The 20,151-nt window shown below is 69.0% G+C and carries 18 protein-coding genes; 7 read left to right on the forward strand and 11 right to left on the reverse strand.

Features of this window, described 5'->3' with window-relative positions; translation table 11 throughout:
• Nucleotides 1–62: 62 nt before the first annotated feature.
• Nucleotides 63–2,333, reverse strand: coding sequence for a 5-histidylcysteine sulfoxide synthase (gene ovoA, locus ACZ5IK_RS26205; RefSeq protein ID WP_465490079.1), 2,271 nt, complete (start codon nt 2,331–2,333; stop codon nt 63–65).
• Nucleotides 2,334–2,533: 200 nt separating this feature from the next.
• Here ovoA and ACZ5IK_RS26210 point away from each other — a divergent pair, with 200 nt between their 5' ends.
• On the forward strand, nt 2,534–3,811 hold the full coding sequence (locus ACZ5IK_RS26210) for an ATP-grasp domain-containing protein (RefSeq protein WP_465490080.1): 1,278 nt from the start codon (nt 2,534–2,536) through the stop codon (nt 3,809–3,811).
• Nucleotides 3,808–5,016, forward strand: coding sequence for an MDR family MFS transporter (locus ACZ5IK_RS26215; RefSeq protein ID WP_465490081.1), 1,209 nt, complete (start codon nt 3,808–3,810; stop codon nt 5,014–5,016). The genes ACZ5IK_RS26210 and ACZ5IK_RS26215 overlap by 4 nt, the downstream gene beginning before the upstream one ends.
• Before the next feature lie 7 nt (nt 5,017–5,023).
• Here ACZ5IK_RS26215 and ACZ5IK_RS26220 read toward each other — a convergent pair whose 3' ends face one another.
• The 5 genes from ACZ5IK_RS26220 to ACZ5IK_RS26240 all read right to left on the reverse strand — a co-directional run bounded on the left by ACZ5IK_RS26220 (nt 5,024) and on the right by ACZ5IK_RS26240 (nt 9,314).
• On the reverse strand, nt 5,024–5,665 hold the full coding sequence (locus ACZ5IK_RS26220) for a maleylpyruvate isomerase family mycothiol-dependent enzyme (protein WP_465490082.1): 642 nt from the start codon (nt 5,663–5,665) through the stop codon (nt 5,024–5,026).
• A gap of 16 nt (nt 5,666–5,681) precedes the next feature.
• A complete protein-coding gene (locus ACZ5IK_RS26225; protein WP_465490083.1) occupies nt 5,682–6,206 on the reverse strand; it encodes a hypothetical protein in 525 nt (174 codons plus the stop codon).
• A gap of 131 nt (nt 6,207–6,337) precedes the next feature.
• On the reverse strand, nt 6,338–7,801 hold the full coding sequence (locus tag ACZ5IK_RS26230; RefSeq protein WP_465490084.1) for a M20/M25/M40 family metallo-hydrolase: 1,464 nt from the start codon (nt 7,799–7,801) through the stop codon (nt 6,338–6,340).
• A complete protein-coding gene (locus tag ACZ5IK_RS26235; RefSeq protein ID WP_465490085.1) occupies nt 7,794–8,621 on the reverse strand; it encodes a M55 family metallopeptidase in 828 nt (275 codons plus the stop codon). Before ACZ5IK_RS26235 ends, ACZ5IK_RS26230 begins: the two co-directional genes overlap by 8 nt.
• Before the next feature lie 42 nt (nt 8,622–8,663).
• Nucleotides 8,664–9,314, reverse strand: coding sequence for an Rv1733c family protein (locus ACZ5IK_RS26240; protein WP_465490086.1), 651 nt, complete (start codon nt 9,312–9,314; stop codon nt 8,664–8,666).
• A 228-nt stretch (nt 9,315–9,542) separates the two neighbouring features.
• On the opposite strand from ACZ5IK_RS26240, the gene abc-f reads away from it, so the two are divergent.
• Nucleotides 9,543–11,177, forward strand: coding sequence for a ribosomal protection-like ABC-F family protein (gene abc-f / locus ACZ5IK_RS26245; protein ID WP_465490087.1), 1,635 nt, complete (start codon nt 9,543–9,545; stop codon nt 11,175–11,177).
• A gap of 9 nt (nt 11,178–11,186) precedes the next feature.
• On the opposite strand, the gene ACZ5IK_RS26250 is transcribed toward abc-f, so the two are convergent.
• Nucleotides 11,187–12,452 carry a family 1 glycosylhydrolase gene (locus ACZ5IK_RS26250; RefSeq protein ID WP_465490088.1) on the reverse strand — a complete coding sequence of 422 codons (1,266 nt, stop codon included), beginning with the start codon at nt 12,450–12,452 and terminating at the stop codon, nt 11,187–11,189.
• Between the two features lie 182 nt (nt 12,453–12,634).
• Here ACZ5IK_RS26250 and ACZ5IK_RS26255 point away from each other — a divergent pair, with 182 nt between their 5' ends.
• Both ACZ5IK_RS26255 and ACZ5IK_RS26260 read left to right on the forward strand, forming a co-directional pair.
• Complete coding sequence (locus tag ACZ5IK_RS26255) at nt 12,635–13,480, forward strand: LLM class flavin-dependent oxidoreductase (RefSeq protein ID WP_465490089.1); 846 nt, start codon at nt 12,635–12,637, stop codon at nt 13,478–13,480.
• Between the two features lie 157 nt (nt 13,481–13,637).
• Nucleotides 13,638–14,240, forward strand: a complete 603-nt coding sequence (locus ACZ5IK_RS26260; protein ID WP_465490090.1) for a CGNR zinc finger domain-containing protein — start codon at nt 13,638–13,640, stop codon at nt 14,238–14,240.
• Here the strand turns inward: ACZ5IK_RS26260 and ACZ5IK_RS26265 are convergent.
• Nucleotides 14,229–14,981, reverse strand: a complete 753-nt coding sequence (locus ACZ5IK_RS26265; protein ID WP_465490091.1) for a PIG-L deacetylase family protein — start codon at nt 14,979–14,981, stop codon at nt 14,229–14,231. The genes ACZ5IK_RS26260 and ACZ5IK_RS26265 overlap by 12 nt on opposite strands.
• 177 nt (nt 14,982–15,158) lie before the next feature.
• On the opposite strand from ACZ5IK_RS26265, the gene ACZ5IK_RS26270 reads away from it, so the two are divergent.
• Nucleotides 15,159–16,238 carry a glycoside hydrolase family 5 protein gene (locus ACZ5IK_RS26270; protein ID WP_465490092.1) on the forward strand — a complete coding sequence of 360 codons (1,080 nt, stop codon included), beginning with the start codon at nt 15,159–15,161 and terminating at the stop codon, nt 16,236–16,238.
• A 71-nt stretch (nt 16,239–16,309) separates the two neighbouring features.
• Here ACZ5IK_RS26270 and ACZ5IK_RS26275 read toward each other — a convergent pair whose 3' ends face one another.
• The 3 genes from ACZ5IK_RS26275 to ACZ5IK_RS26285 form a co-directional block, all read right to left on the reverse strand.
• The gene (locus tag ACZ5IK_RS26275) at nt 16,310–17,197 is read right to left on the reverse strand and encodes a sigma-70 family RNA polymerase sigma factor (RefSeq protein ID WP_465490093.1); all 888 of its coding nucleotides are present in this window, start codon (nt 17,195–17,197) and stop codon (nt 16,310–16,312) included.
• 90 nt (nt 17,198–17,287) lie between these two features.
• A complete protein-coding gene (locus ACZ5IK_RS26280; protein ID WP_465490094.1) occupies nt 17,288–18,322 on the reverse strand; it encodes a 4Fe-4S binding protein in 1,035 nt (344 codons plus the stop codon).
• Entirely contained in the window at nt 18,319–19,500 is a 1,182-nt protein-coding gene (locus ACZ5IK_RS26285; protein ID WP_465490095.1) for a thiolase family protein, read from the reverse strand. The genes ACZ5IK_RS26280 and ACZ5IK_RS26285 overlap by 4 nt, the downstream gene beginning before the upstream one ends.
• An 89-nt stretch (nt 19,501–19,589) precedes the next feature.
• On the opposite strand from ACZ5IK_RS26285, the gene ACZ5IK_RS26290 reads away from it, so the two are divergent.
• Complete coding sequence (locus ACZ5IK_RS26290) at nt 19,590–20,036, forward strand: winged helix-turn-helix transcriptional regulator (protein WP_410663833.1); 447 nt, start codon at nt 19,590–19,592, stop codon at nt 20,034–20,036.
• The last annotated feature ends 115 nt before the right edge of the window (nt 20,037–20,151 follow it).

Here is a 20,151-nt window from a genome sequence, read left to right on the forward strand (position 1 = left end):
TTGGGCGGTGAAGGTCGGGCCGCACCAGATGCGGGAGCACCTGATGCGGCCCTGTGGCGGGGTCAGCGCTTACGCCAGATCGAGACCTCCAGATCGGTGATCTCGTACCGGCGGCCGTCGACCCTGGTCAGGCTCGGCTCCGTGTCTTCCGACAGCAGCTCGAACGCCTCGCCGAGGACGTTCGCGAGTTCGGCGGCCGATGCCCGCGGGAGCGCCACGAGCAGCAGTCCTCCGGCACGCAGGAGGTTCGCCGAACCGACGAGCGGTCGCAGGTAGCCCGCCGCGCCGCCGAGCCGGTCGAAGGCGTCCGCCACGACCACGCCGTCGAAAGTGCCGAGAGCGGCGGGTGGACGGGTGGTCTCGGCGAGGACGAACGAGACACTGCCGCCCGCCGAGAGCGACGGCCGCCGCGCGTGCAGCTCCCCGCGTCCCGGCACCCGGTAGCCGACATCGGTACCTTCGGCGAGCCGGTCGGCCGCGGTGATGAACGACGGCCGGTCGTCCAGGCCGACCACCTCGACCGGATGCCGGGCCAGGGAGAACGCCAGCCCGCCCGCCGCGGTGGCGAGATCCGCGACCCGGCGTAGCTCGACGCCGGCCGCGGTCGCGGCTTCGGTGAACCTCGCGGTCAGCCGGTCCGGATACGCCGCGGTCGCGGCCAGGGGGTGCCCGGCCCGGCCGAAGGCCTGTTCGGCGGCGCCGTACTGGCCGAGCAGCACCCGGTCGAGCTCGGCGCGGGCCTCACTGTCCACAGTGGATTCCGGTGCCACGACCAGCCGGATCCCCGCCTGCTGCAGGAAATGCGGACGGTAGAAATGCCGCGCCCAGATGCTGCCGAGTTCGCCGGTGCTGATGTAGGCCCCGCCGAGGATCAGCTGGTGCTGCCCGCCGTAACTGGGTACCGAGAAGTCCTCGTAGTAAGGATGCGGGGTGAAGCCTTCGAGTGGGTTGAAGGTGTCTTCGCTCCACGTCCACAGGTTGCCGCCGGCGTCGTGCAAGCCCTGCGAGGTCGTCGGTGAGTGGTCGACAGGGCCTTCCGAACCCCAAGCCAGGCCGAGGTTGACGCCTGCCTCACGCAACTGCGCGCCGTCGAGTCGCATGACCACGTCGTCCGCGACGCCGGGACGTTCCGGCAGATCGCGCAACAGGAAGTACTCCGCTTCGGTCGGCAGCCGGTAGTCCCGGCCCTCCTTTTCGGACCGCCAGGCGGCGAACGCCTTGGCCTCGTGGTAGTTCACCACCACCGGCCAGTCCCACGGCATGTCGATCTCGTCGAACAGCGTGCGCAGCCGGAACGCGTGCAGCCCGGTCGGGCCGGTCGGTATCCAGAACCGCGGCCACTTGGTGTTGCGGAAGCGGCGCCAAGCCTCGCCCTCCGCCGACCACAACTCCGGCCGCCGGTAGCCGCCGTCGGCGACGAATCCGTGGAACTCGCCGTTGCTCACGAGACAGCGGGCCGCTTCGAAGTCCGGCAGTTCCTGGCGGCGTGAGCCGTACGCGCTGTCCCAGCCGTAAGACGGGAAGGACAGCGGCTTGCCGAGCTGGGCCGTGCGCCCGGGCACGGTGACGGTGCCGTTGGCCGGTACGGAACCCGGCTCGGGTTTGCCGGACTCGGTGGTGCGGCGCAGCGGTGACGGCGACGGCCACGCGGCGGGCCGTTCGACCAGGCGCGACCGCATCTCGCGGACCAGCACCGAACTGGTCTCGAGGTGGATGCGATCGTGCTCGATGGACAGCAGCAGGGCCCACGCCTGGTCGTTCATCGTCACCGGCCGCCCGAGGTCAGGGGCGAACGGCGTGGTCTCGATGATGCCGACGACCGTCCGGTACACCTCGGCCCGGTAGTCCTTCACCTCCGAAACCGACGGCCACACCATCTCGTTCTTCGACATGTCGTCCCACGAGTTCTCGTCGACACCCATTTCCAGGATGTGCTCGAGATAGGCGTCGATCGGCGCGTCCAGCAGCCCGGAAACCCGCAGCTTGTTGATGTACAGCGAAGTCGTGTGGCCGTAGTAGAAGATCATCGGGTGCCGCAGGTTGTGGTCCGGCGGACGGTAGAAGGCCTCCGCGCCCTTCAGTCCGGCGAACATCACCTCATGCAGTGTCCAGGCGTTGTCGAAGTAGTCCAGCACCTCTTCGCGGCTGCAGACGGAGAGGTCGGGCAATGGCAGCGCCCTGATCTCGCCGGATTCGGCCACACCGGGGCAACGGCCGGGTTCCGGGCGGATCCCGGTGTACCACCACTGTGGATCCCGGGGTCCGTTCAACCGTTCGTCGGCGTGCTTTACAGCATTTCTCTCCCACGGTTCCGTGTTGACTGTCGACGTCATCTGACCTCACTTCACTTCTCGGTGCGCGGCGGGACAGGTTGCGGAAACCGTCGCATCTTCCAAAAGGCGATTTCCTCTCCTGCCGTGCCGTGGACCGCCCTACGGAAGAAGGCGGGCACGGGAGCGCAAGCGGGAAGATGCCGTTTGATCACGGTGGATGGGACCGTCGGTGTTCGATTCCACCTGTTGAGAGGTGAAACTTGTCGACGAAGCCCTGTGTCGTACTCGTGGACACCTACGAAACGGCCGATCACGGGCTGCCGCAGACCGCCCGGCACATCGCGCCGACATTTCTGGCCTTGGGCGCGGAATGTGTGCGGGTGCAGAGCGCGCCCGACGCGCCCGGGCAGTACCGGACGTCCTCGCCGACCATGAGCAACTACCGCGAGAACATCGTCCACGACGGTGATCTCACGAAGACGCTGGACGCGCTGTCCGTGCACGAGCCGGTCGCGGTCGTGGCAGGCGGCGAATACGCGGTCGCGTTCACCGATATGCTCAGCGAGGCGCTGGGGGTGCCGTCGAACGGCACCGCCCTGTCCTTGGCCCGGCGGGACAAGTTCGCCATGGGGGAGGCCGTCGACGCGGCCGGCCTCAATGGCGCGAGACAGCTCCTGACCGCCGATGAGGCGGAGCTCGCCGCCTGGCACCGGGAAATCGGTGGCCGGATCGTGGTCAAGCCGAACCGCAGCGCCGGTGGCGACGGGGTCGCCTTCTGCGACACCCCGGAGCGGTCGGTCGAGGCATTGCGCGCGATCACCAGCCGCCAGAACGTGTTCTCCGAGGACAACGACTTCGTCGTGGCGCAGGAGTATCTCGCCGGCAGCGAGTACATGGTCAACACGGTGAGCATGGACGGACTGCACCAGGTGTGCGACATCTGGAAGAGTTCGCGGTTCGCCATCAACGGGGTGTCCGACCTGCTCGGCGCCTGTCAGATCGTGCCGCGTCGCGCGCCGGGCCACGACGAGCTGGTGGAGTACGCGTTCGCCGTGCTCGACGCGGTGGGCATCCGGCACGGGGCCGCGCACGTCGAGATCAAGCTGACCCCACAGGGACCGCGGCTGATCGAGGTGGGTTCCCGTCTTTCGGGCGGCGACCTGCCGCATCTGGCACGGCTCGCGATCGGCGAGTCCCAGCTGGACTGGATGGCCGACGCGGTGCTCCGGCCGGAGAGGTTCCGCGAGCGCTGGGGCGAGGACTACCGGATCCAGCGGCACTACGCCTGGTCCGCGCTGCTCTCACCGGTCGAAGGCACGCTCCGCCGGTACACGGTGCTCGAGGAGATCGAGCGGCTGGAGAGCTTCCACGAGATGTTCGTGCTGACCCATCCGGGAAAGCCGTTGCGCCGCACCGTCGACGACACGACGTTCCCGGTGGTCGTCACGTTCATGCACGAGCTCGAGGAATACGTCCTGCGTGACCTCGGCACGCTGCGGTACCTCGACGGTGTGGGCTGTTACGAGCTGGAATCATGACGGCACAAGCGTTCCTGCGGACACGGCTCGGCGGACTGCCCAAAACGTTCTGGGTGCTGTGGACGGGCACGCTCGTCAACCGGCTCGGCACGATGGTGCTGCCGTTCCTGGCGCTGTACCTGACCAGCGACCGCGGCCTTTCGGTGGCGACGGCGGGCACCGTGCTGGCACTGCTCGGGATCGGGCAGGTGTTCTCGCAACTGATCGGCGGCGTGCTGGCCGACCGCATCGGACGGCGGGCGACGCTGACCGGCGGCATGCTCGCGACCGGCGCGATCATGCTCGTGCTGGGTTACGTCGAGCGCCTCGAACTGATCGCGGTCGCCGCGCTGCTGCTCGGCCTGGCGCTCGACGTGTTCCGCCCGGCGACCCAGTCGATCGTGGCGGATCTGGTGCCGGGCGCCGACCGCACGCGGGCTTTCGGGCTGCTGCTGTGGGCGATCAACCTCGGCTTCTCGATCGCGATGGTGCTGGGCGGCACGATGGCCCGCGCCGGCTTCACGACGTTGTTCTGGGTGGACGCGGCGACGTGCGTGCTGTTCGCCCTGTTGGTGTGGAAGGCGGTACCGGAGACGCGCGGTGACGGCCCGACCCGGGAGCGGGGTGGCTTCACCGTCGTCCTGCGCGACCGGGTCATGGTCGGGTTGATGCTGATCTCGCTGGCGGTCGCGTTCGTGTTCCTGCAGAGCTTGGCCACCCTGCCGCTGGCGATGAGAGAGGACGGCCTTTCGCCGGCGGGGTACGGCCTGGTGATGGCGGTCAACGGGGTCGTCATCGTGGTCGTGCAGCCGCTGGTGGGTCACCGGCTGGGCCGTTGGGACCCTTCGCGCGTGCTCGCGTGCGGGATCCTGTTGACGGGCCTGGGTTTCGGTGCCACGGCCTTCGCGTCGACGACACTGGTGTACGCGGCGTGCGCGGTGTTCTGGACGCTCGGAGAGATCGTGATCCAGTCGGTGGGCGTCGCGATCGTGGCCGAACTGGCCCCACCTCATCTGCGAGGCCGCTACAACGGCGCTTACGGCACGGCGGCTGGCCTCGCGGCGTTCGTCGCCCCACTCGGCGGAACCCAGCTGCTGGTGCTGGGCGCGCCGGTGCTGTGGACGTTCTGCCTGGCCTTGTGCCTGGCCGCGGCCGTCGGCCAGCTGCTGCTCGGCAACGCCGTCCGCCGCCGGATGGCCACCGTGGCCGTTCCCGTGGCGGTCTGATCCGGCTTCATCCTGCAGTGTGGCGACCGTCCATCCTGGACGCGAGGATCGCCGCGCCGGGTCCGGAAACCTCGCCGAGGGCGGCGGCCCGGCCCGCGATCGCCAGCAGGAGTGCCTCACCACGGCCGTGGACTTCCGGCCCGGACCCGGCCGACCAGCCGAGGTCCGTGGCGACGAGCCGGAGCCCGCGTGCTCGACGGCCTGCCTTGACCGGCGGGGCGTGGCGGGCGAAGGCCAAGGCGTGACGCAGCCGATCCGGCGGCACCTCGCGAGGGAAACCCAGCGGGCGCCGGATGTCCTGATGGTGGATGAGCCCGTCGAGCAGCGCCACCCGTCCGCCGAACGCGGAGGTCAGGCCACGCGGCTCGAGGTGCTCCTCGAACCTCGCGATCAGCTCGTCCGGTGTCCGGCCGGGCTCGCGCGCGACCCCGAGCGCGTTCATCCGGTTCAGCCGCAAACCGGCTCGAAGGGCCTGGCCGAGCAGGTCCCGGAGGCGCAGGGCGTCGTAGTCGACGACATGGGCGACCACTTCCCGGACCGTCCACTCCGAACACAACGTCGGCGCGTCCCACTGCGCGGGCGTCAGCGTTCGCAGGAACGCCACGAAATCCGCCCGTTCGTCCCGTGCGAGTCGCGCGACTGTGTTCACCGGCCGTCTCCCCAGGTCAGCGGTAGTCGAGCCAGCCGCACACGTAGTAGTTCGTGTCCTCGTTCCGCTCGACGTTCCAGGAGTAGACCACGTCGCCCGCCAGCCTGCCCGACCGTGCGCTTCGTTGGGCGACCTTGGCCTGCACGGTCACGAACTCTTGTCCGGCTGGGACGGAGTAAGGCAGCAGTTCCCAGCGCTCGACGTAGTGCCCGTGGAGTTCGAACCCGAGCAGCGTCTCGCGCAGGCGCGGGCAGGTGCCGCTGCGCAACGCGGTCATGTCGTGATTGGCCAGCCCGTTCATGTAGACCTGGAACACCCGGTCGATCGCGGCGGGTTCGAGGCCGGGTGCGGAAGACGAAGCCGGCGCCGGGGGCGTCACGGTCAGGGTCCGGGTCTCGACCGAGGGAGCCGAGTACGACGTGGACGCCTCGGGCGCGGAATCGGAACGCGGTACCGAGAGCCCGCCTCGGCACGCCGAAAGGACCGTGCCGAGGCCGATCAGGAGCACGCCCGCCCGAGCGCGCGAAGTCAGAGGTCTCACACCGCCGACGCTAAGCGGCCTTCATGAAATTCGGATGAAGACGATTCGGGTGCCGGCGCCGGGCCCAGTGATACTGCCTCGTGAGTGGTAAGGACGGTCCTCAATAACCGTCCTTACCACTCACGAGGCGGTCAGCAGTTCTCCAGGAAATGCCGCAGCACCCGCGTGCCGAACCGCAGCCCCTCGACCGGGACGCGTTCGTCGACGCCGTGCGCCATCGCGCGATAGGGGAAGCCCTCCGGCAGCCACAGCGGCGCGAAACCGTAGCAGTCGATCCCGAGCGGGCTGAACGCTTTCGCGTCCGTCCCGCCGCCCATGCAGTAGGGGACCACCACGGCTTCGGGATCCTCCGAGCGCAGCGCATCCGCCATCGCGTCGAACCACGGCGACTCCACCGGAGCCTGGACCGGCGGCTGGTGCGCGACGAACTCGCGGGTGACGCCTTCGCCGAGCATCGCGTCGATCTCGGCGAACAGCTCCGTCTCGGCACCGGGAAGGACGCGGACGTCCACCTGGGCCTCGGCCGAACTCGGGATCACGTTCACCTTGTAGCCGGCGTCGAGCATGGTCGGTGTCGTGCTGTTGCGGACGGTCGGCACCACCAGCGCCCCGGCGGGTCCGAGCCGCGCGATCGTCCCGTCCACATCGGACAGATCGACCGCGACACCGAGCGCTTCGCCGGTACGTTCCAGGAAGGCTTGGACCGTCGGGGTCAGCTGGACCGGCCAGCGGTGCGCGGCGATCTTGCCGAGCGCGGTGATCAGCCGGGTGACCGCGTTTTCGTCGTTGGGGCGCGATCCGTGCCCAGCGCGGCCCTTGGCGGTCAGCCGCAGATGCGCGGTGCCGCGTTCGGCCGTCGCCACCGGATAGAGCCGCACGGTCCGGCCGTCGGCCGCGGGGACGTGGTAGCTGTAGGCCCCCGACTCGCTGATCGCGGCCGCGCAGTCGTCGAACAGGTGCCGGTGCTCCGCGGCGAGCCAGTGCGCGCCGTACTCGCCCTTGTCCTCCTCGTCGGCCACGAACGCCAGGACGATGTCCCGTCGAGGCCGGAAACCGGTGGCGAGGGCGGCGAGGACCATCGCGATGAAGTCCTTCATGTCGACCGCGCCGCGACCCCAGAGGAACCCGTCGCGGACCTCACCGGAGAACGGGTCGACCGACCAGTCGGCGGCGTCGGCGGGGACGACGTCGAGATGCCCCTGCACCAGCAGCGCGGGCAAGCTCGGGTCGGTGCCCGGGACGCGTGCGATCACATTCGCGCGCCGGTGCGCCGACTCGATGATCTTCGCGCCGATCCCGAGCCCGGACAGCAGCGACGCGACGTACTCGGCCGCCTCGCGCTCGCCCTCGGAATCCCCGTTGCCCCGGTTCGTGGTGTCGAACCGGATCAATCGCGAACAAACTTCGACGACATCCATCTCAGTGTTGTTTGGGGAACCCGCATCCGCGATCACGTCGCCAGGGCGCACCTTTTCGCCGCCGGCCGCGTCATCGCCGAGGGCGCCCTGCCGCCGCGATAGCGGGGCCTGCGGCCGGGCGGGTTCCGTGTCGGCAACTTGGCCGGGAAGCTCGCCCTGCGTTTCCATCTCAGCCATAGATACCCTGCACCGCCCCGGCCGCGATCGCTGTGACGATCTTGAACGCCTTCATCGCTTCGGTCATGTCCGGCGCGTCGAAACCGACCCGTCGCACGCCGATCTGTTCCACCGTCGGGATCACCGCCGCCGCCTGCGCGAGGTGGCTCGCGTCGAACTCCACCTCGATCCGGTGGGGAGTGGTGAACCGTTCGACCCGGCCCGCCCGGTTCATCGCGTCCGCCGCGGCCGAGGACAGCAGCTCGGCGGTCCTCGCGGGCGGGAGGCAGATCGCGGCGTAGCGGCTGATGCACTCCTTCACCGTGACCAGCTCGGCTTCGGGCGCGTAGTCCTGGGCGTCGTCGCAGGCCTTGTCGTCGCCGGAGACGACCAGCACCGGGACGCCGTACTCGGCGGCCATCGCCGCGTTGAGCCTGCCCTCGCTGGCGGGGACGTCGTCGAGCCATACGCCGGTGATCTGATTCTCCAGGTACGTATGGGACAGGACGCCGTCGAAACCGGCACCGGCGTGGTAGCCGAGGAACACCACACCGTCCACGCCGGTGTCGATGCCCTGCATCATCGAGAGCGGCTTGTGCCTGCCGGTGAGCATTCGCGCCCGGCCGTCGAGGTCTTCGAGTAGGAGGTTCCGCTGGGACGAGTGCGCTTCGTTGACCAGCACGTCGGTGGCACCGGCGTCGAACAGGCCGGCGATGGTGGCGTTGACGTCGCCGGTGAACAAGCGCCGGAATCGCTGCCACTGTTCCGTGCCGGGGATGACGTCCTCGGTCCAGGTGACGCCGGTGGCGCCCTCCATGTCCGCCGAGATCATGATGAGCATGGAGGGCACCCTAACCGAGGCTCTTTGCCTTCGCCGCCGGAATCAGGGCCAGGAGCCGGAACGCGGGTAGACCGCCCAGGCGCGTTCCCAGGCCGCGGCGCGGTGCCGGTCCAGCACCAGCCGGACGACCCGGTGGAGCAGGACGAGCGCGGCGATCACCGCGAACCAGAGCCAGAGGCCGACGAGCACCGAATCGAACACGGCCGTGGACGCGCTTCTCGGGGCGGCGGTGAGTTCGCCGCGGGCGTCGGTCCAGATCGGCACGGGTGATCCGGCGGGGGTGCCCGGCGTCGCGAGGACCCCGCCGGTGTGGCGGGCGCCGCGCGAGTCGGTCCAGGTCGCCTCGGTGGTGGAATCTTCGGTTCCGACGCTCTCGCTGTCGACGACGCGGACGGGTGCGGCCTTCAGCAGGTACGCGGTGGTGGCCTGTCGTCCGGCCGCTTCGGCGGCGGCCGCGGTCACCTGCCTGCCGTGGTTGGCGGAGCCGACGGCGGCCGCGACGGGGATGGCGAGGAGCGCGGCGAGGATGACGAGTTTGAGGATGAGGGCTTCGAAGCGGTCCGAGCCGCGGGCGAGCGAGTTGTGACCGGGGAAGAGCCGTCGCCGGAACCGGGCGATCGGACCGCTGGACCCGTGCACGAGGAACCCCATTCCCTCAGACCGCGAAAACCTCCGGTGTCGATTCTCGGTCACCGGGGCGTCCTTGTCGCGGTATGGGGACACAGACCACTCTGTGAACCCGTACACAACTTTTAATTCGTTTTGCCCGCCCGCATTCCCCGGCTACCGTCTACACCATGGGGTTCTTCTTCTACCTGTGATTCTCGCCTTCGACGCGGCCCTGGCGTAGAGCCTTCGCTCCGCCGGGCCGCGTCCTTCCGCGTGCTCTTCTTACTTCCGAGAATCCAGGAGGACGCCCCTATGCGTACCCCGCATCGAAATTCCGGAACACAACTCGTGCTCTCCGGTGTCACCAAACGTTTCGACGACCACGTCGTGCTCGACCAGGTCGGCTTCACCGTCAAACCGGGCGAAAAGGCCGGGGTCATCGGTGACAACGGTTCGGGCAAATCCACCTTGCTCAGGCTGATCGCCGGCCACGACCGGGCGGACAACGGCACGGTGACCGTCACCGCGCCCGGAGGCGTCGGCTACCTCCCGCAGACGTTGGAGCTGCCCGGCACCGCCACGGTCGGGGACGCGATCGACCTCGCGCTGGCCGACATCCGGGAGCTGGAGTCCCGGTTGCGAGCGGCGGAGAAGTCGCTCGAGACCGCCGAAGACCTGGACGTTTACGGCGACCTGACCGCGGCGTACGAAGCCCGTGGCGGCTACGAGGCCGATGCCAGGGTGGAGGTCGCCTTGCACGGGCTCGGGCAGCCTGGTCTCGACCGTGGTCGCGCGCTGGGCAGCCTGTCCGGCGGGCAGCGGTCCCGGCTGGCGCTCGCCGCGACGTTGGCCGCGTCCCCCGAACTGCTGTTGCTGGACGAGCCGACCAACGATCTCGACGACGAAGCCGTCGCCTGGCTGGAGAACCACCTCCGCGGGCATCGCGGCAGGCTCGTCGCGATCACCCACGACCGGATGTTCCTCAGCCGGGTCACCACCACGATCCTCGAGGTCGACGCCGATCGCCGGACCGTGCACCGGCACGGCGACGGCTACCCGGGTTACCTCGCGGCGAAGGCGGCGGCGCGGGCCCGGTGGGTCCGGGAGTACGAGGTCTGGCAGCTGGAGATGGCCCGTCAAGAACGGCTGGCGGACGTCAACATCGACCGGTTCTCGGCGATCCCGCGCAAGGCGCCCTCGGCCTTCAGCGGGGCCGGTGCGTTCCGGGCCCGTTCCCGGGCGCACGGCGCGATGAGCCGGATCCGGTCGGCCCGGGAGCGGATCCAGCGGCTCGAGGCCGACCCGGTTCCGCCTCCGCCGCGGCCACTCCGGTTCACCGGGCGGATCGACGCGGGGGAGGTGGAGGCCGATCGGTACGTGGTCAGGGCGGACGGTGTGTCGGTGGACGGCCGACTGCCGCGGACGTCGCTCTGCGTGCTGCCGGGGGAGCGGGTGCTCGTGACCGGTCCCAACGGGGCGGGCAAGACCACCCTCATGCGGGTGCTCGCTGGTGAACTGGCGCCGTCGGCGGGGTCGGCGGAGCGGGCGGGCCGAGTCGGTTTCCTGCACCAGAACGGCGGGCTCGGCGACGACGCCCGGACCGCCCTCGCGGCCTTCGCCGGGGACGGCGACGACGACGAGGAGGAGGCGGCCGAGAGGTTGCTGTCACTGGGCCTGTTCCGGGCGCCGGACCTGCGCAAACCGGTCAGGGAGCTGTCCGTCGGGCAGCGCCGCAGGCTGGAACTGGCCAAACTGGTGACGGCCAGAACCGACCTCCTGCTGCTCGACGAGCCGACCAACCATCTCGCCCCCGATCTGGTGGAAGAGATGGAACAGGCGCTCGCGGACTACTCCGGCGCGCTCGTGGTCGTCACCCACGACCGGCGGCTGCGGCGGACGTTCGAGGGCAGGCGCCTCGAACTCGCGCCCGAACCGGTGGCCGTCTGATGTGGACGGTCACTTCAGGGGCGCGAGCGGCCCGTCGACCTTCGCCGGGTTGAGGCAACTGCTCAGCCCGTCTACGAGAGAACAAGTCCCGGGTCCACGTTCGAGCCGGTAGCTCCGCGGAACGCCACCCGCCGTCACCAGAGCCTGGTACGCGGGAACGGCGTCCGTGGGGCGCCGGGTCAGCGCGGGATCGGTGAGCGCGTCCACTGTGTACAGTCCGAACCGGGCACGGTAGCTGCCCCATTCGTAGTTGTCGGTGAGGCTCCAGTAGTTGTAGCCGATGAGGTTCATCCCGTCGGCCTTCGCCCGCTGGAGCCAGTACACGGTGTCGCGCACGTGGTCGCCGCGGGTGTAGTCCGCGTCGCGGAGCCGGCCGTTGTCGGTCGCCATGCCGTTCTCGACGATGTAGAGCGGCAAGCGCGGGAACCGGTTGTGATAGCTGCGCAGCGCGTAATAGATGCCTTCCGGCTGGAGCTTCACGTCCCAGAACTTGTCGCTCGCGGCGGCGAACACCGTCCAGTTGTCGATGCTGAGGCCGTAGTAATAGTCGATGCCGATGAAGTCGAGCTTGTCCTTGACCTGGTCGAGGAAGAACCAGTCGGCCATCCCGTTGACCCCGGTGATGTAGGCCTGGTTGCTGGTGACCTTCGAGGCAGGATCGATCTCGTGGATCAGGTCGTAGGCCCGCCGGTGCGCCTGGACGACGTTGGACTGCGCCGCGAAGTACCGCGTCGGGCTCAGCGCGCCGACCTTCTGCTCGTTCTTGAGGAAGATCAGCGGTTCGTTGAACGTCACCCAGAGGACGTCCTGCCCGGCGTAGCGCTCGACGATCTTCCGGCTGAACTCCAGCCACGCGTCCGCTGTCCGGGTGTCGGCCCAGCCGCCCTGGTCCAGTGCCCAGCCCGGGTAGACCCAATGGTTGAGCGTGATCATCGGCGTCATGCCCGCGGCGCGGACCTGCCGGAGCACGTCGTCGTAGAAGGCCAGTTCGCTCTCCTCCCACCGGCCGGGCGAGGGCTCGACGCGAGCCCACTCGACGCCGAAGCGGTAGGTGTTGACGCCGAGCCCGGCCGCCAGGCGGATGTCGTCGGCGTAGCGGTGCCGGAAGTCCACCGAGTCCCGGTACTCGTCGACGCCGTCCTTGCCTGCGGAGCGGTCCACGAACCGCTTCCAATTGCTGTCCGAGGCACTGCCTTCGGACTGGTAACCCGACGACGCGACGCCCCAGTAGAAGTCACGGGACCAGTCGTCATCCTGCGATGCGGACGCGTTCACAGCCGAAAGTGTCGCGCATAGTGAGACGGCGACCGCCGAGGCCAGTACCCGGCGTAATCTTCTCCGATGCTCCGGCCACTTCGTCGAACGTTCACCGGTGTCCGCCATCTTCCGGACGTTAACGTGAGTGAACGGCGTAAACAAGCGGCCGTCCCGGGGACTTCGACGATGACGTTGGGGAGATGATCGACTTGACCGGCAGCACGGTCCGCCATGCCGTCTATCTGCCGCCTTTCGGCCCGTTCGGTGAGCCGGCGGTGCTCGTCGACCTCGCCGTACGCGCCGAGGCGGCGGGCTGGGACGGCTTTTTCCTGTGGGATCACGTGGTCGCGGACACCATGCCCATCGCGGATCCGTGGACCACGCTCGGCGCGATCGCGCACGCGACCAGCGGACTGCTGTTCGGGCCGATGATCACGCCGCCCGCCCGGCGCCGCCCGTGGGTGGTCGCGCGGCACGCGTCGACGGTCAGCCGGCTCTCCGGCGGGCGGCTCATCCTCGGCACCGGTCTCGGTTCGGACGAATCCGGTGACTTCAGCCGGTTCGGTGAGCAGACCGACCTGCTGACCCGATCGGCGATGTTCGACGAAGGCCTCGACGTCATCCGCGCGATCTGGTCCGGCAGGCGATTCGACCACGACGGCGCGCACTATCAGGTCGCGCTGGCCGAGTCCCCGCCCGAGCCGTTCCCGATCCCGATCTGGGTGGCGAGCTCGACCGACAATCCGCGCGTCGTCCGGCGAGCGGCGTTGTGCGACGGGATCTTCCCGAACCCGGAGGACCACACGCCGACCGCCGAGGAGATCGCCGAGACCCACCGCGCCCTCAGCCTGGCCGGGCTGGAACCGGGCCGCCCCTTCGACGTCGCTGTCGCGGGGAACGCGAGCCCCGCGTGGGAGGAGCCGATCAAGGTCGACCTGCCCGCGCTGGGACAGGCCGGGATGACGTGGTGGATGGAGTCGCTGATGCACCACGATCCGTTGGAGCTTTCGCAGAAGATCGTGGACGCGGGCCCGCCGCGGTGGTGACCGACGCCTCGCCGCCTCCCTCCACAGTGGACTCACGCTCCACTCCTCGTCGGATTCCGTTGCTCCAAAAGACTTCAACGCCCTTGGGGTGAAGCTCACCTTTGGTAGCGTCACCGAAGGCATCCTGCGAACCAGTGATGCCCGGGGGAGGGGCACGATGGCTGACGAGCCGGACGGGACGAGGCTGGACGGGCACCACGCGATGCACCTGGAAACCGGGGTCGCGCTGATCAACGCCTTGACCGGGGGACATGTACACGGCAGGCCGAAGCCCGCGCTCGGCGGTCACGACCTCGTTCGCGCCGCCACCGAGGCGCTCGGCGACGCGCGATCCGGGAACGGCCGGGTCGACCTTCTGGCGGCGGAACGGCTGCGAAATCTCGCGTCGCGGTTGCGGGAGATCATCGAGTCGCTCTCGCGCGGCGAACCCGACCAAGCGGCCGGGTTGCTCAACCAAATGCTCGCCGACAGCAAGGCCCTCCCGTACCTGCATCGCCACGGCGAAAAGTCGTGGCACCTGCATTTCCACAGCCCCGAGGCCGACCTCGTCCAGCAATGGGCGGCCGGGCTGGCGGTGTCGGTGGCCGCCGCGTTCGGCGAGCACATCCCGCATCGGGTCGGGCTGTGCTCGGCGCCGAGGTGCGATCAGGTGTACATCGACGCGAGCCAGGCGCAGATCAAGCGGTTCTGTGGGCTGGCCTGCCAGAACCGGGTGAAGGCCGCCGCGTATCGAGCCCGCGTGCGCCGGTCAGGGTCGTGAGCGGGGCGGCGTCGCGTCGATGTACCACTCGCGGCTGAACACGAGACCGAAGAGCGGCGCGGGAAGCCGGGTCACGACGCGCATCAGGGGCGCCAGCCTGCCGTTTCCCCTCACCTGCGAAGAGTGGGCGGCGATCGCCGCCTGTTTCTGGCGTGCGAAGCGCCGGACGTCGAAGGTGTGGGTGATCTCGGACCGGGCGCTGTAGGCGCGGAGCAGTGCGTCGACGTCGTAGCGGAACGGGATCCGCGACAGCCGCACGATCCGCACCAGGCGTGCGACGGCGTCGCGCGGGATGGTCGCTTCCAGTAGCCGGACACCGTCGTCGAGTTCGGCCGCCCGCTTGCCGACCTCGTGCACCTTGACGTGGTCGCGGTGGCCGTAGCCACCATTGCGGTCGTAGCTCAGCAGCACGGACGCCTTCTCCTTCCGGAGGATCGCCACGAGCCGCGCGGCCGCCTCGTCGGTGCTCGCGCGGACGAAGCGGACCCATCCCGGCGGGTCCGGATAGAGGATCGCGCCGTGGCCGCTTCCGGCGTAGCCGAGGTGCACGACCCGCGCGACGCCGAGAACCTTCGCGCTCGCGTCGAGTTCGGCCCGGCGCGACTCGTCGACGCCCTTCATCCCGATGGTGGCGACCACCAGGACGACGCGGTGCCCGTCCGCCGCCGCGTGGGCGAGGGTGCCGCCGGTGAGGAGCGCTTCGTCGTCGGGGTGCGCGTGGAAGGCCACGATGGTCGTCACGCTCCGAGCATGCCCGAGGTCGTTGAAACAGTCGGTGGTCAAGTCTTGACCGTCCGTCGAGCCCGTGGGTAATCTCTCCTTTACTTTCCAATAGTAAGGAAAGTTTCCTATTTAATCCCGCCGCCCTGACCGTCGGCGCACCAACGCCGGTGCCGCCGACGCGAGAGGAGAAGCCGAATGCGTTGGGACAAGATCCGTCTCCGGGTGACGGCCGCACTGGCCGCCGGACTGCTGGCCCCGATCGCCACCGCGAGCACGTCGATGGCGAACGAGACCGCGACAGAACCCGCAACGCAGGCAGCCGCCGCGCTGCCGCCGGGAAGCCCGGCGGCGATCAACGGACAGCTGAAGGTCTGCGGCCTCCAGCTGTGCAACTCCGCGGGCAAGCCGATCCAGCTCCGTGGCATGAGCACGCACGGGATCCAGTGGTACAGCCAATGCGTGAAGACCGCTTCGCTCGACGCGCTGGCGAACGACTGGAAGGCCGACGTCCTCCGGATCTCGATGTACATCCAGGAAGGCGGTTACGAGACCAACCCGCGCAAGTTCACCGACATGGTGCACGGGTACATCGAAGAAGCCACCAAACGGGGTCTGTACGCCCTGGTCGACTGGCATCAGCTCACCCCTGGTGACCCGAACGCGAACCTCAGCCGCGCGAAGACGTTCTTCACCGAGATCGCCCAGCGGCACAAGGACAAGACCAACATCATCTACGACATCGCCAACGAGCCCAACAACGTCAGCTGGGACCGCGTCCGCAGCTACGCGGAGCAGATGATCCCGGTCATCCGCGCCCAGGACTCCGACGGCGTCGTGCTCGTGGGCACCCACGGGTGGGGCTCGCTCGGCATCTCCGACGGCCGCGACGAGACCGACATCATCAACAACCCGGTGCGCGCTAGCAACTTCATGTACACGTTCCACTTCTACGCGGCGTCGCACAAAACCGAGTACTTCAACGCGCTGAGCCGGGCCGCGAGCAAGATCCCGCTGTTCGTGACCGAGTTCGGCACCCAGACCGCCAGCGGTGACGGCGGGAACGACTTCACCAACTCCCAGAAGTACCTGGACTTCCTGGCGTCGAAGAAGATCAGCTGGACCAACTGGAACTTCTCCGACGACAGCCGTTCGGGTGCGGTGTTCAAGCCGGGCACCTGCTCTGGCAGTTCGTTCACCGGCACGGCTCCGCTGAAGCCCGCCGGTGTCTGGATCCGGGACCGCATCCGCACCGCGGACAACTTCCCGACCTCCTGATCCCGGGGAGCGCACGTCAGGAAAGGGGCTTTCAGGACGAAAAACGTCTTGAAAGCCCCTTTCCTGACACCTCAGCCGAGGGGCTCGAAGTCGAGCGTGGCGAGGCGGTCCGGGTCGGAGAGGATCTCGATCGCCGCGATCCTCCCGTCCACGACGGTGAAGGCGAAGAGCGTCTGCGGCATGCCGTCCTTGGTGACGACCATCCCGGCCGCGCCGTTGACCAGCACGGGCCGCGACACCCCGCCCGCGCCGAACTTCCGGAACATGAGCGCCTGTCCCGCGACCTGGGCCGCCCCTCGCACGGAGCGTGAGGTTCCCGCCGGTACCGCGCCGCCCTCGGCGCGGAGCACCACGTCCGGGTCGAGCACCGACACCAGCGCGTCGAAGTCGCCGTCCCGGGCGGCGGCGAAGAACGCGTCGACGACTTCCCGCTGACGGTTCAGATCCGCGTCCGGCACCGTCGGCGAGCCCTGCAGACGGCGGCGGGCCCGGCTGGCGAGCTGCCTGGTCGCGCCCGGAGTCCGGCCCACGATCGGCGCGATCTCGTCGAAGGGCAGGGCGAACATGTCGTGCAGGACGAACGCGAGCCGCTCGGCGGGGTCCAGTGTGTCGAGCACGACCAGGAGCGCCAGCCCGACCGAATCCGCCAGCAGGACCTGGTGTTCCGGATCGATCCCGCCCGCGCGGCCGATGATCGGGTCGGGAAGCTGCGCGCCGACCGGATCCTCGTGCCGCGACTTGCGCGAGCGCAGCATGTCGAGGCAGATCCGGCCGACGACGGTGGTCAGCCAGCCGCCGAGGTTGTCCACGTCCTCGCTGCCCGCCCGGCTGAGCCGTAGCCAGGACTCCTGCACCGCGTCGTCCGCCTCGCTCAGCGAACCGAGCATCCGGTACGCCACCGCCCTCAGGTGCGTCCGGTGCCCCTCGAAACGCCGTGCCAGCCAGTCGTGTTCGTCCACTGTCCCCATCCTTCTCCACGGTCGGTCGTAACCCTGACGGATGGCGGAGCGCGGATGTGACAGCGGGGGATTCAGCCTCGTGGTCCGGTCTTACCGTGCCGGGTAGCCGCCGTCGACCTCCTTCACCGGCTTGTGCGGGAACCGCCGTTCGGCGTAGGCCTTGGCCGCGGAACCCTGGCGCACGTACAGGGTTTCCACCTTGTCCTGCAACGGTTTCACCACGGTCCCGAGGAAGCCGCGGCGATCGTCGAGGTAAGGCCCGAGCACGTCTTCGCCCGCCGGGCAGACGGCCATGCAGTAGGCGGCCTTGTAGTTCGGCTTGAACGCGAGGCTCTGCCACATCGACACGTTCTCGGAATCGGTCACCCTCGACCGGAAGTCGGCGGCGTCTTCGCTGTCGGCCACGGTCTGCGCCCAGTCGGTGAAGCCGCTCATGAACTCGCGATAGTTGTGCGTCGAGCAGGCGAGGAAGTCGAACTCGCCGGTCTTCGAGATCGCCCCGATCGGGCAAGCCGCGACGCACAACTTGCACTCCAGGCAAGGGTTGTAGTCGAGGGATTCGCCGTAGGTGGACACCTCGGCGTCGACCAGCAACGTCGCCAGCAGCACGAAGTTCCCGAACTTCGGGTGGATCACGTTGCGGTGCAGCCCCATCGCGCCGAGCCCGGCGGCGACGGCGACCGTCTTGTGCGCGACAACCCAGATCCGGCCGGGATGGTTCTCCATCTCCATCGGGAAGGTCGCCGACGGGTTGATCGCGCGGTACCCGGCGTCCTGCAGCGTCCGGACGATCGAGTGACCGGCCTCGTTGATGATCTCGCCGCTGCGGTGGAATTCCTGATTGGCCACGCTGCGGGCGGGGGAGCGTACGTCGTCACGGTTCATTCTCACCACGAGGGAGACCAGGGTCTTGGTGCCGGGCAGCGCCCGCAGGACGTGCTCGCGTTCGCCTGCCAGCTCGGGGTGGTCGAGCGAGACGGCCGCCGCGTCGTCGGCGCCCGCGGCGAGGCAGATCTCCTTGAGCCAAGCGACGTCGATCACCGGCGACGGCTTCTCGCGAGGTTTGGCGAGCACCGCCTTCACCGACGGGTGGTCCGCCAGTTTTCTGGGGAGCCGATCGGTCACAACGCCTCCAGGATGGTCGCGTTGGCCTGGCCGCCGCCTTCGCACATCGCCTGCAGGCCGTACCGGGCGCCGTGGTGGTGCAGCGCGTTGACCAGCGTGCCCATCAGCCGGGTCCCGCTCGCGCCGAGCGGGTGGCCCAGCGCGATCGCGCCGCCGTGGACGTTGACCTTGGCCGGATCGGCGCCGGTTTCCTGCTGCCACGCGAGCACGACACTCGCGAACGCCTCGTTGATCTCGAACAGGTCGATGTCCGCCAGTCGCAGACCCGCGCGCCGCAGCACCTTCTCCGTCGCCGGGATGACACCGGTGAGCATGAGCAGCGGGTCGGACCCGGTGACGGCGAAACTGTGCAGGCGGGCACGGGGCCGCAGGCCCAGCCGGGCAGCGGTCTCACTGGAGGTGATGAGCACGGCGGAGGCGCCGTCGTTGATCGGGCTGCTGTTGCCCGCGGTCACCGACCAGTCGATCTGCGGGAACCGCGCGGAGACCCCCGGATCCTGGAACGCCGGGCGCAGTCCGGCGAGCGCTTCGAGATCGGTGCCGGGCCGGACGGACTCGTCGGTGGACACCAGCCCCGACGGTGTCCCGATCGGCACGATCTGGCTCGCGAACCGCCCGAGTTCGTGCGCCCGCGCCGCCTTCCGGTGTGACGACACCGCGAACTCGTCCATCGCCTCGCGGGTGAGCGACCACTTCGCGGCGATGAGCTCGGCGCTGATTCCTTGTGGTACCAAGCCTTCCGGATAGCGCTCGGCGACGCCGGGGCCGAGGGGATCGGTACCCGGCAGCACGTTCGACCACATCGGGACCCGGCTCATGGACTCGACACCACAGGCGATGACGACGTCGTAGGCGCCCGCCATCACGCCTTGCGCGGCGAAGTGCACGGCCTGCTGGCTGCTGCCGCACTGCCGGTCGACGGTGGTCGCGGGCACGCTCTCCGGCAGTCCGGCCGCGAGCGCCGCCCACCGCGTGACGTTCTGGGCCTGCTCGCCGACCTGGTCGACCGCGCCGCCGATGACGTCGTCGATCAGGACCGGGTCGAGCCCGTTGCGTTCGACGAGCTTGCGCAGGGTGTGGGCGAGCAACTGGACCGGATGGACCTCGTGCAGGGCGCCGCCGGGCTTGCCCTTGCCGATCGGGGTTCGGACGGCGTCGACGATGACCGCGTCGTGCACGGCTGCCTCCAGAGGTGAGTTGGGTTCTCCAACTCACTGTGGCACCGAGTGGGTTGGAAATCAAGACTCACTGGGTTTACGCTGGTCGTATGACCGAAGGACCGAGGGACTGCTCGATCGCGAACGCGATGGAGGTGATCGGGGAGCGCTGGAGCCTGCTCGCGCTGCGCGAGGTGTTCTTCGGGGCGCGGCGGTTCGACCAGATCGTCCGCAACACCGGCGCGAGCCGGGACATCCTGACCGCGCGGCTGCGCAAGCTCGTCGAGGCGGGAATCCTCGAGAAACGGCTGTACGAGGAGCATCCGCCGCGGTACGAGTACGTGCTCACCAAGGCCGGGCACGCGCTCAACCACGTGCTGCTGAACCTCATGGCTTGGGGCGACGAGTACGTCACGGACGGGCCGCCGCCGACGGTGTGGCGTCATTCGTGCGGCGAGGACCTCGCGCCGGAGACGGTGTGCGCGCACTGCCGTGAACCGGTGCGGGAGAAGGACATGACGCTGGTGCGGAGCAGCCGGCGCGTTCGCGGCTCGTGAGTGGTGAGGACGGCTAGAATCGTCTGTCTGAGTTCAGGACATGTCGGACAGTTGGTGTTTCAGGACCTCACGGACACTGACCGGCCTGTCGGTGTGGTGACCAGGGCTTGTGTGG

The sequence above is a fragment of the Amycolatopsis sp. NPDC031561 genome, from assembly GCF_055580625.1.

Excerpts from the sequence above, each read along its gene's own strand:
- ovoA (WP_465490079.1), bottom strand. The coding sequence starts at position 2,333 with ATGACGTCGACAGTCAACACGGAACCGTGGGAGAGAAATGCTGTAAAG.
- ACZ5IK_RS26215 (WP_465490081.1), top strand. The coding sequence starts at position 3,808 with ATGACGGCACAAGCGTTCCTGCGGACACGGCTCGGCGGACTGCCCAAA.
- ACZ5IK_RS26230 (WP_465490084.1), bottom strand. The coding sequence starts at position 7,801 with ATGGCTGAGATGGAAACGCAGGGCGAGCTTCCCGGCCAAGTTGCCGAC.
- ACZ5IK_RS26235 (WP_465490085.1), bottom strand. The coding sequence starts at position 8,621 with ATGCTCATCATGATCTCGGCGGACATGGAGGGCGCCACCGGCGTCACC.
- abc-f (WP_465490087.1), top strand. The coding sequence starts at position 9,543 with ATGCGTACCCCGCATCGAAATTCCGGAACACAACTCGTGCTCTCCGGT.
- ACZ5IK_RS26255 (WP_465490089.1), top strand. The coding sequence starts at position 12,635 with ATGATCGACTTGACCGGCAGCACGGTCCGCCATGCCGTCTATCTGCCG.
- ACZ5IK_RS26260 (WP_465490090.1), top strand. The coding sequence starts at position 13,638 with ATGGCTGACGAGCCGGACGGGACGAGGCTGGACGGGCACCACGCGATG.
- ACZ5IK_RS26270 (WP_465490092.1), top strand. The coding sequence starts at position 15,159 with ATGCGTTGGGACAAGATCCGTCTCCGGGTGACGGCCGCACTGGCCGCC.
- ACZ5IK_RS26290 (WP_410663833.1), top strand. The coding sequence starts at position 19,590 with ATGACCGAAGGACCGAGGGACTGCTCGATCGCGAACGCGATGGAGGTG.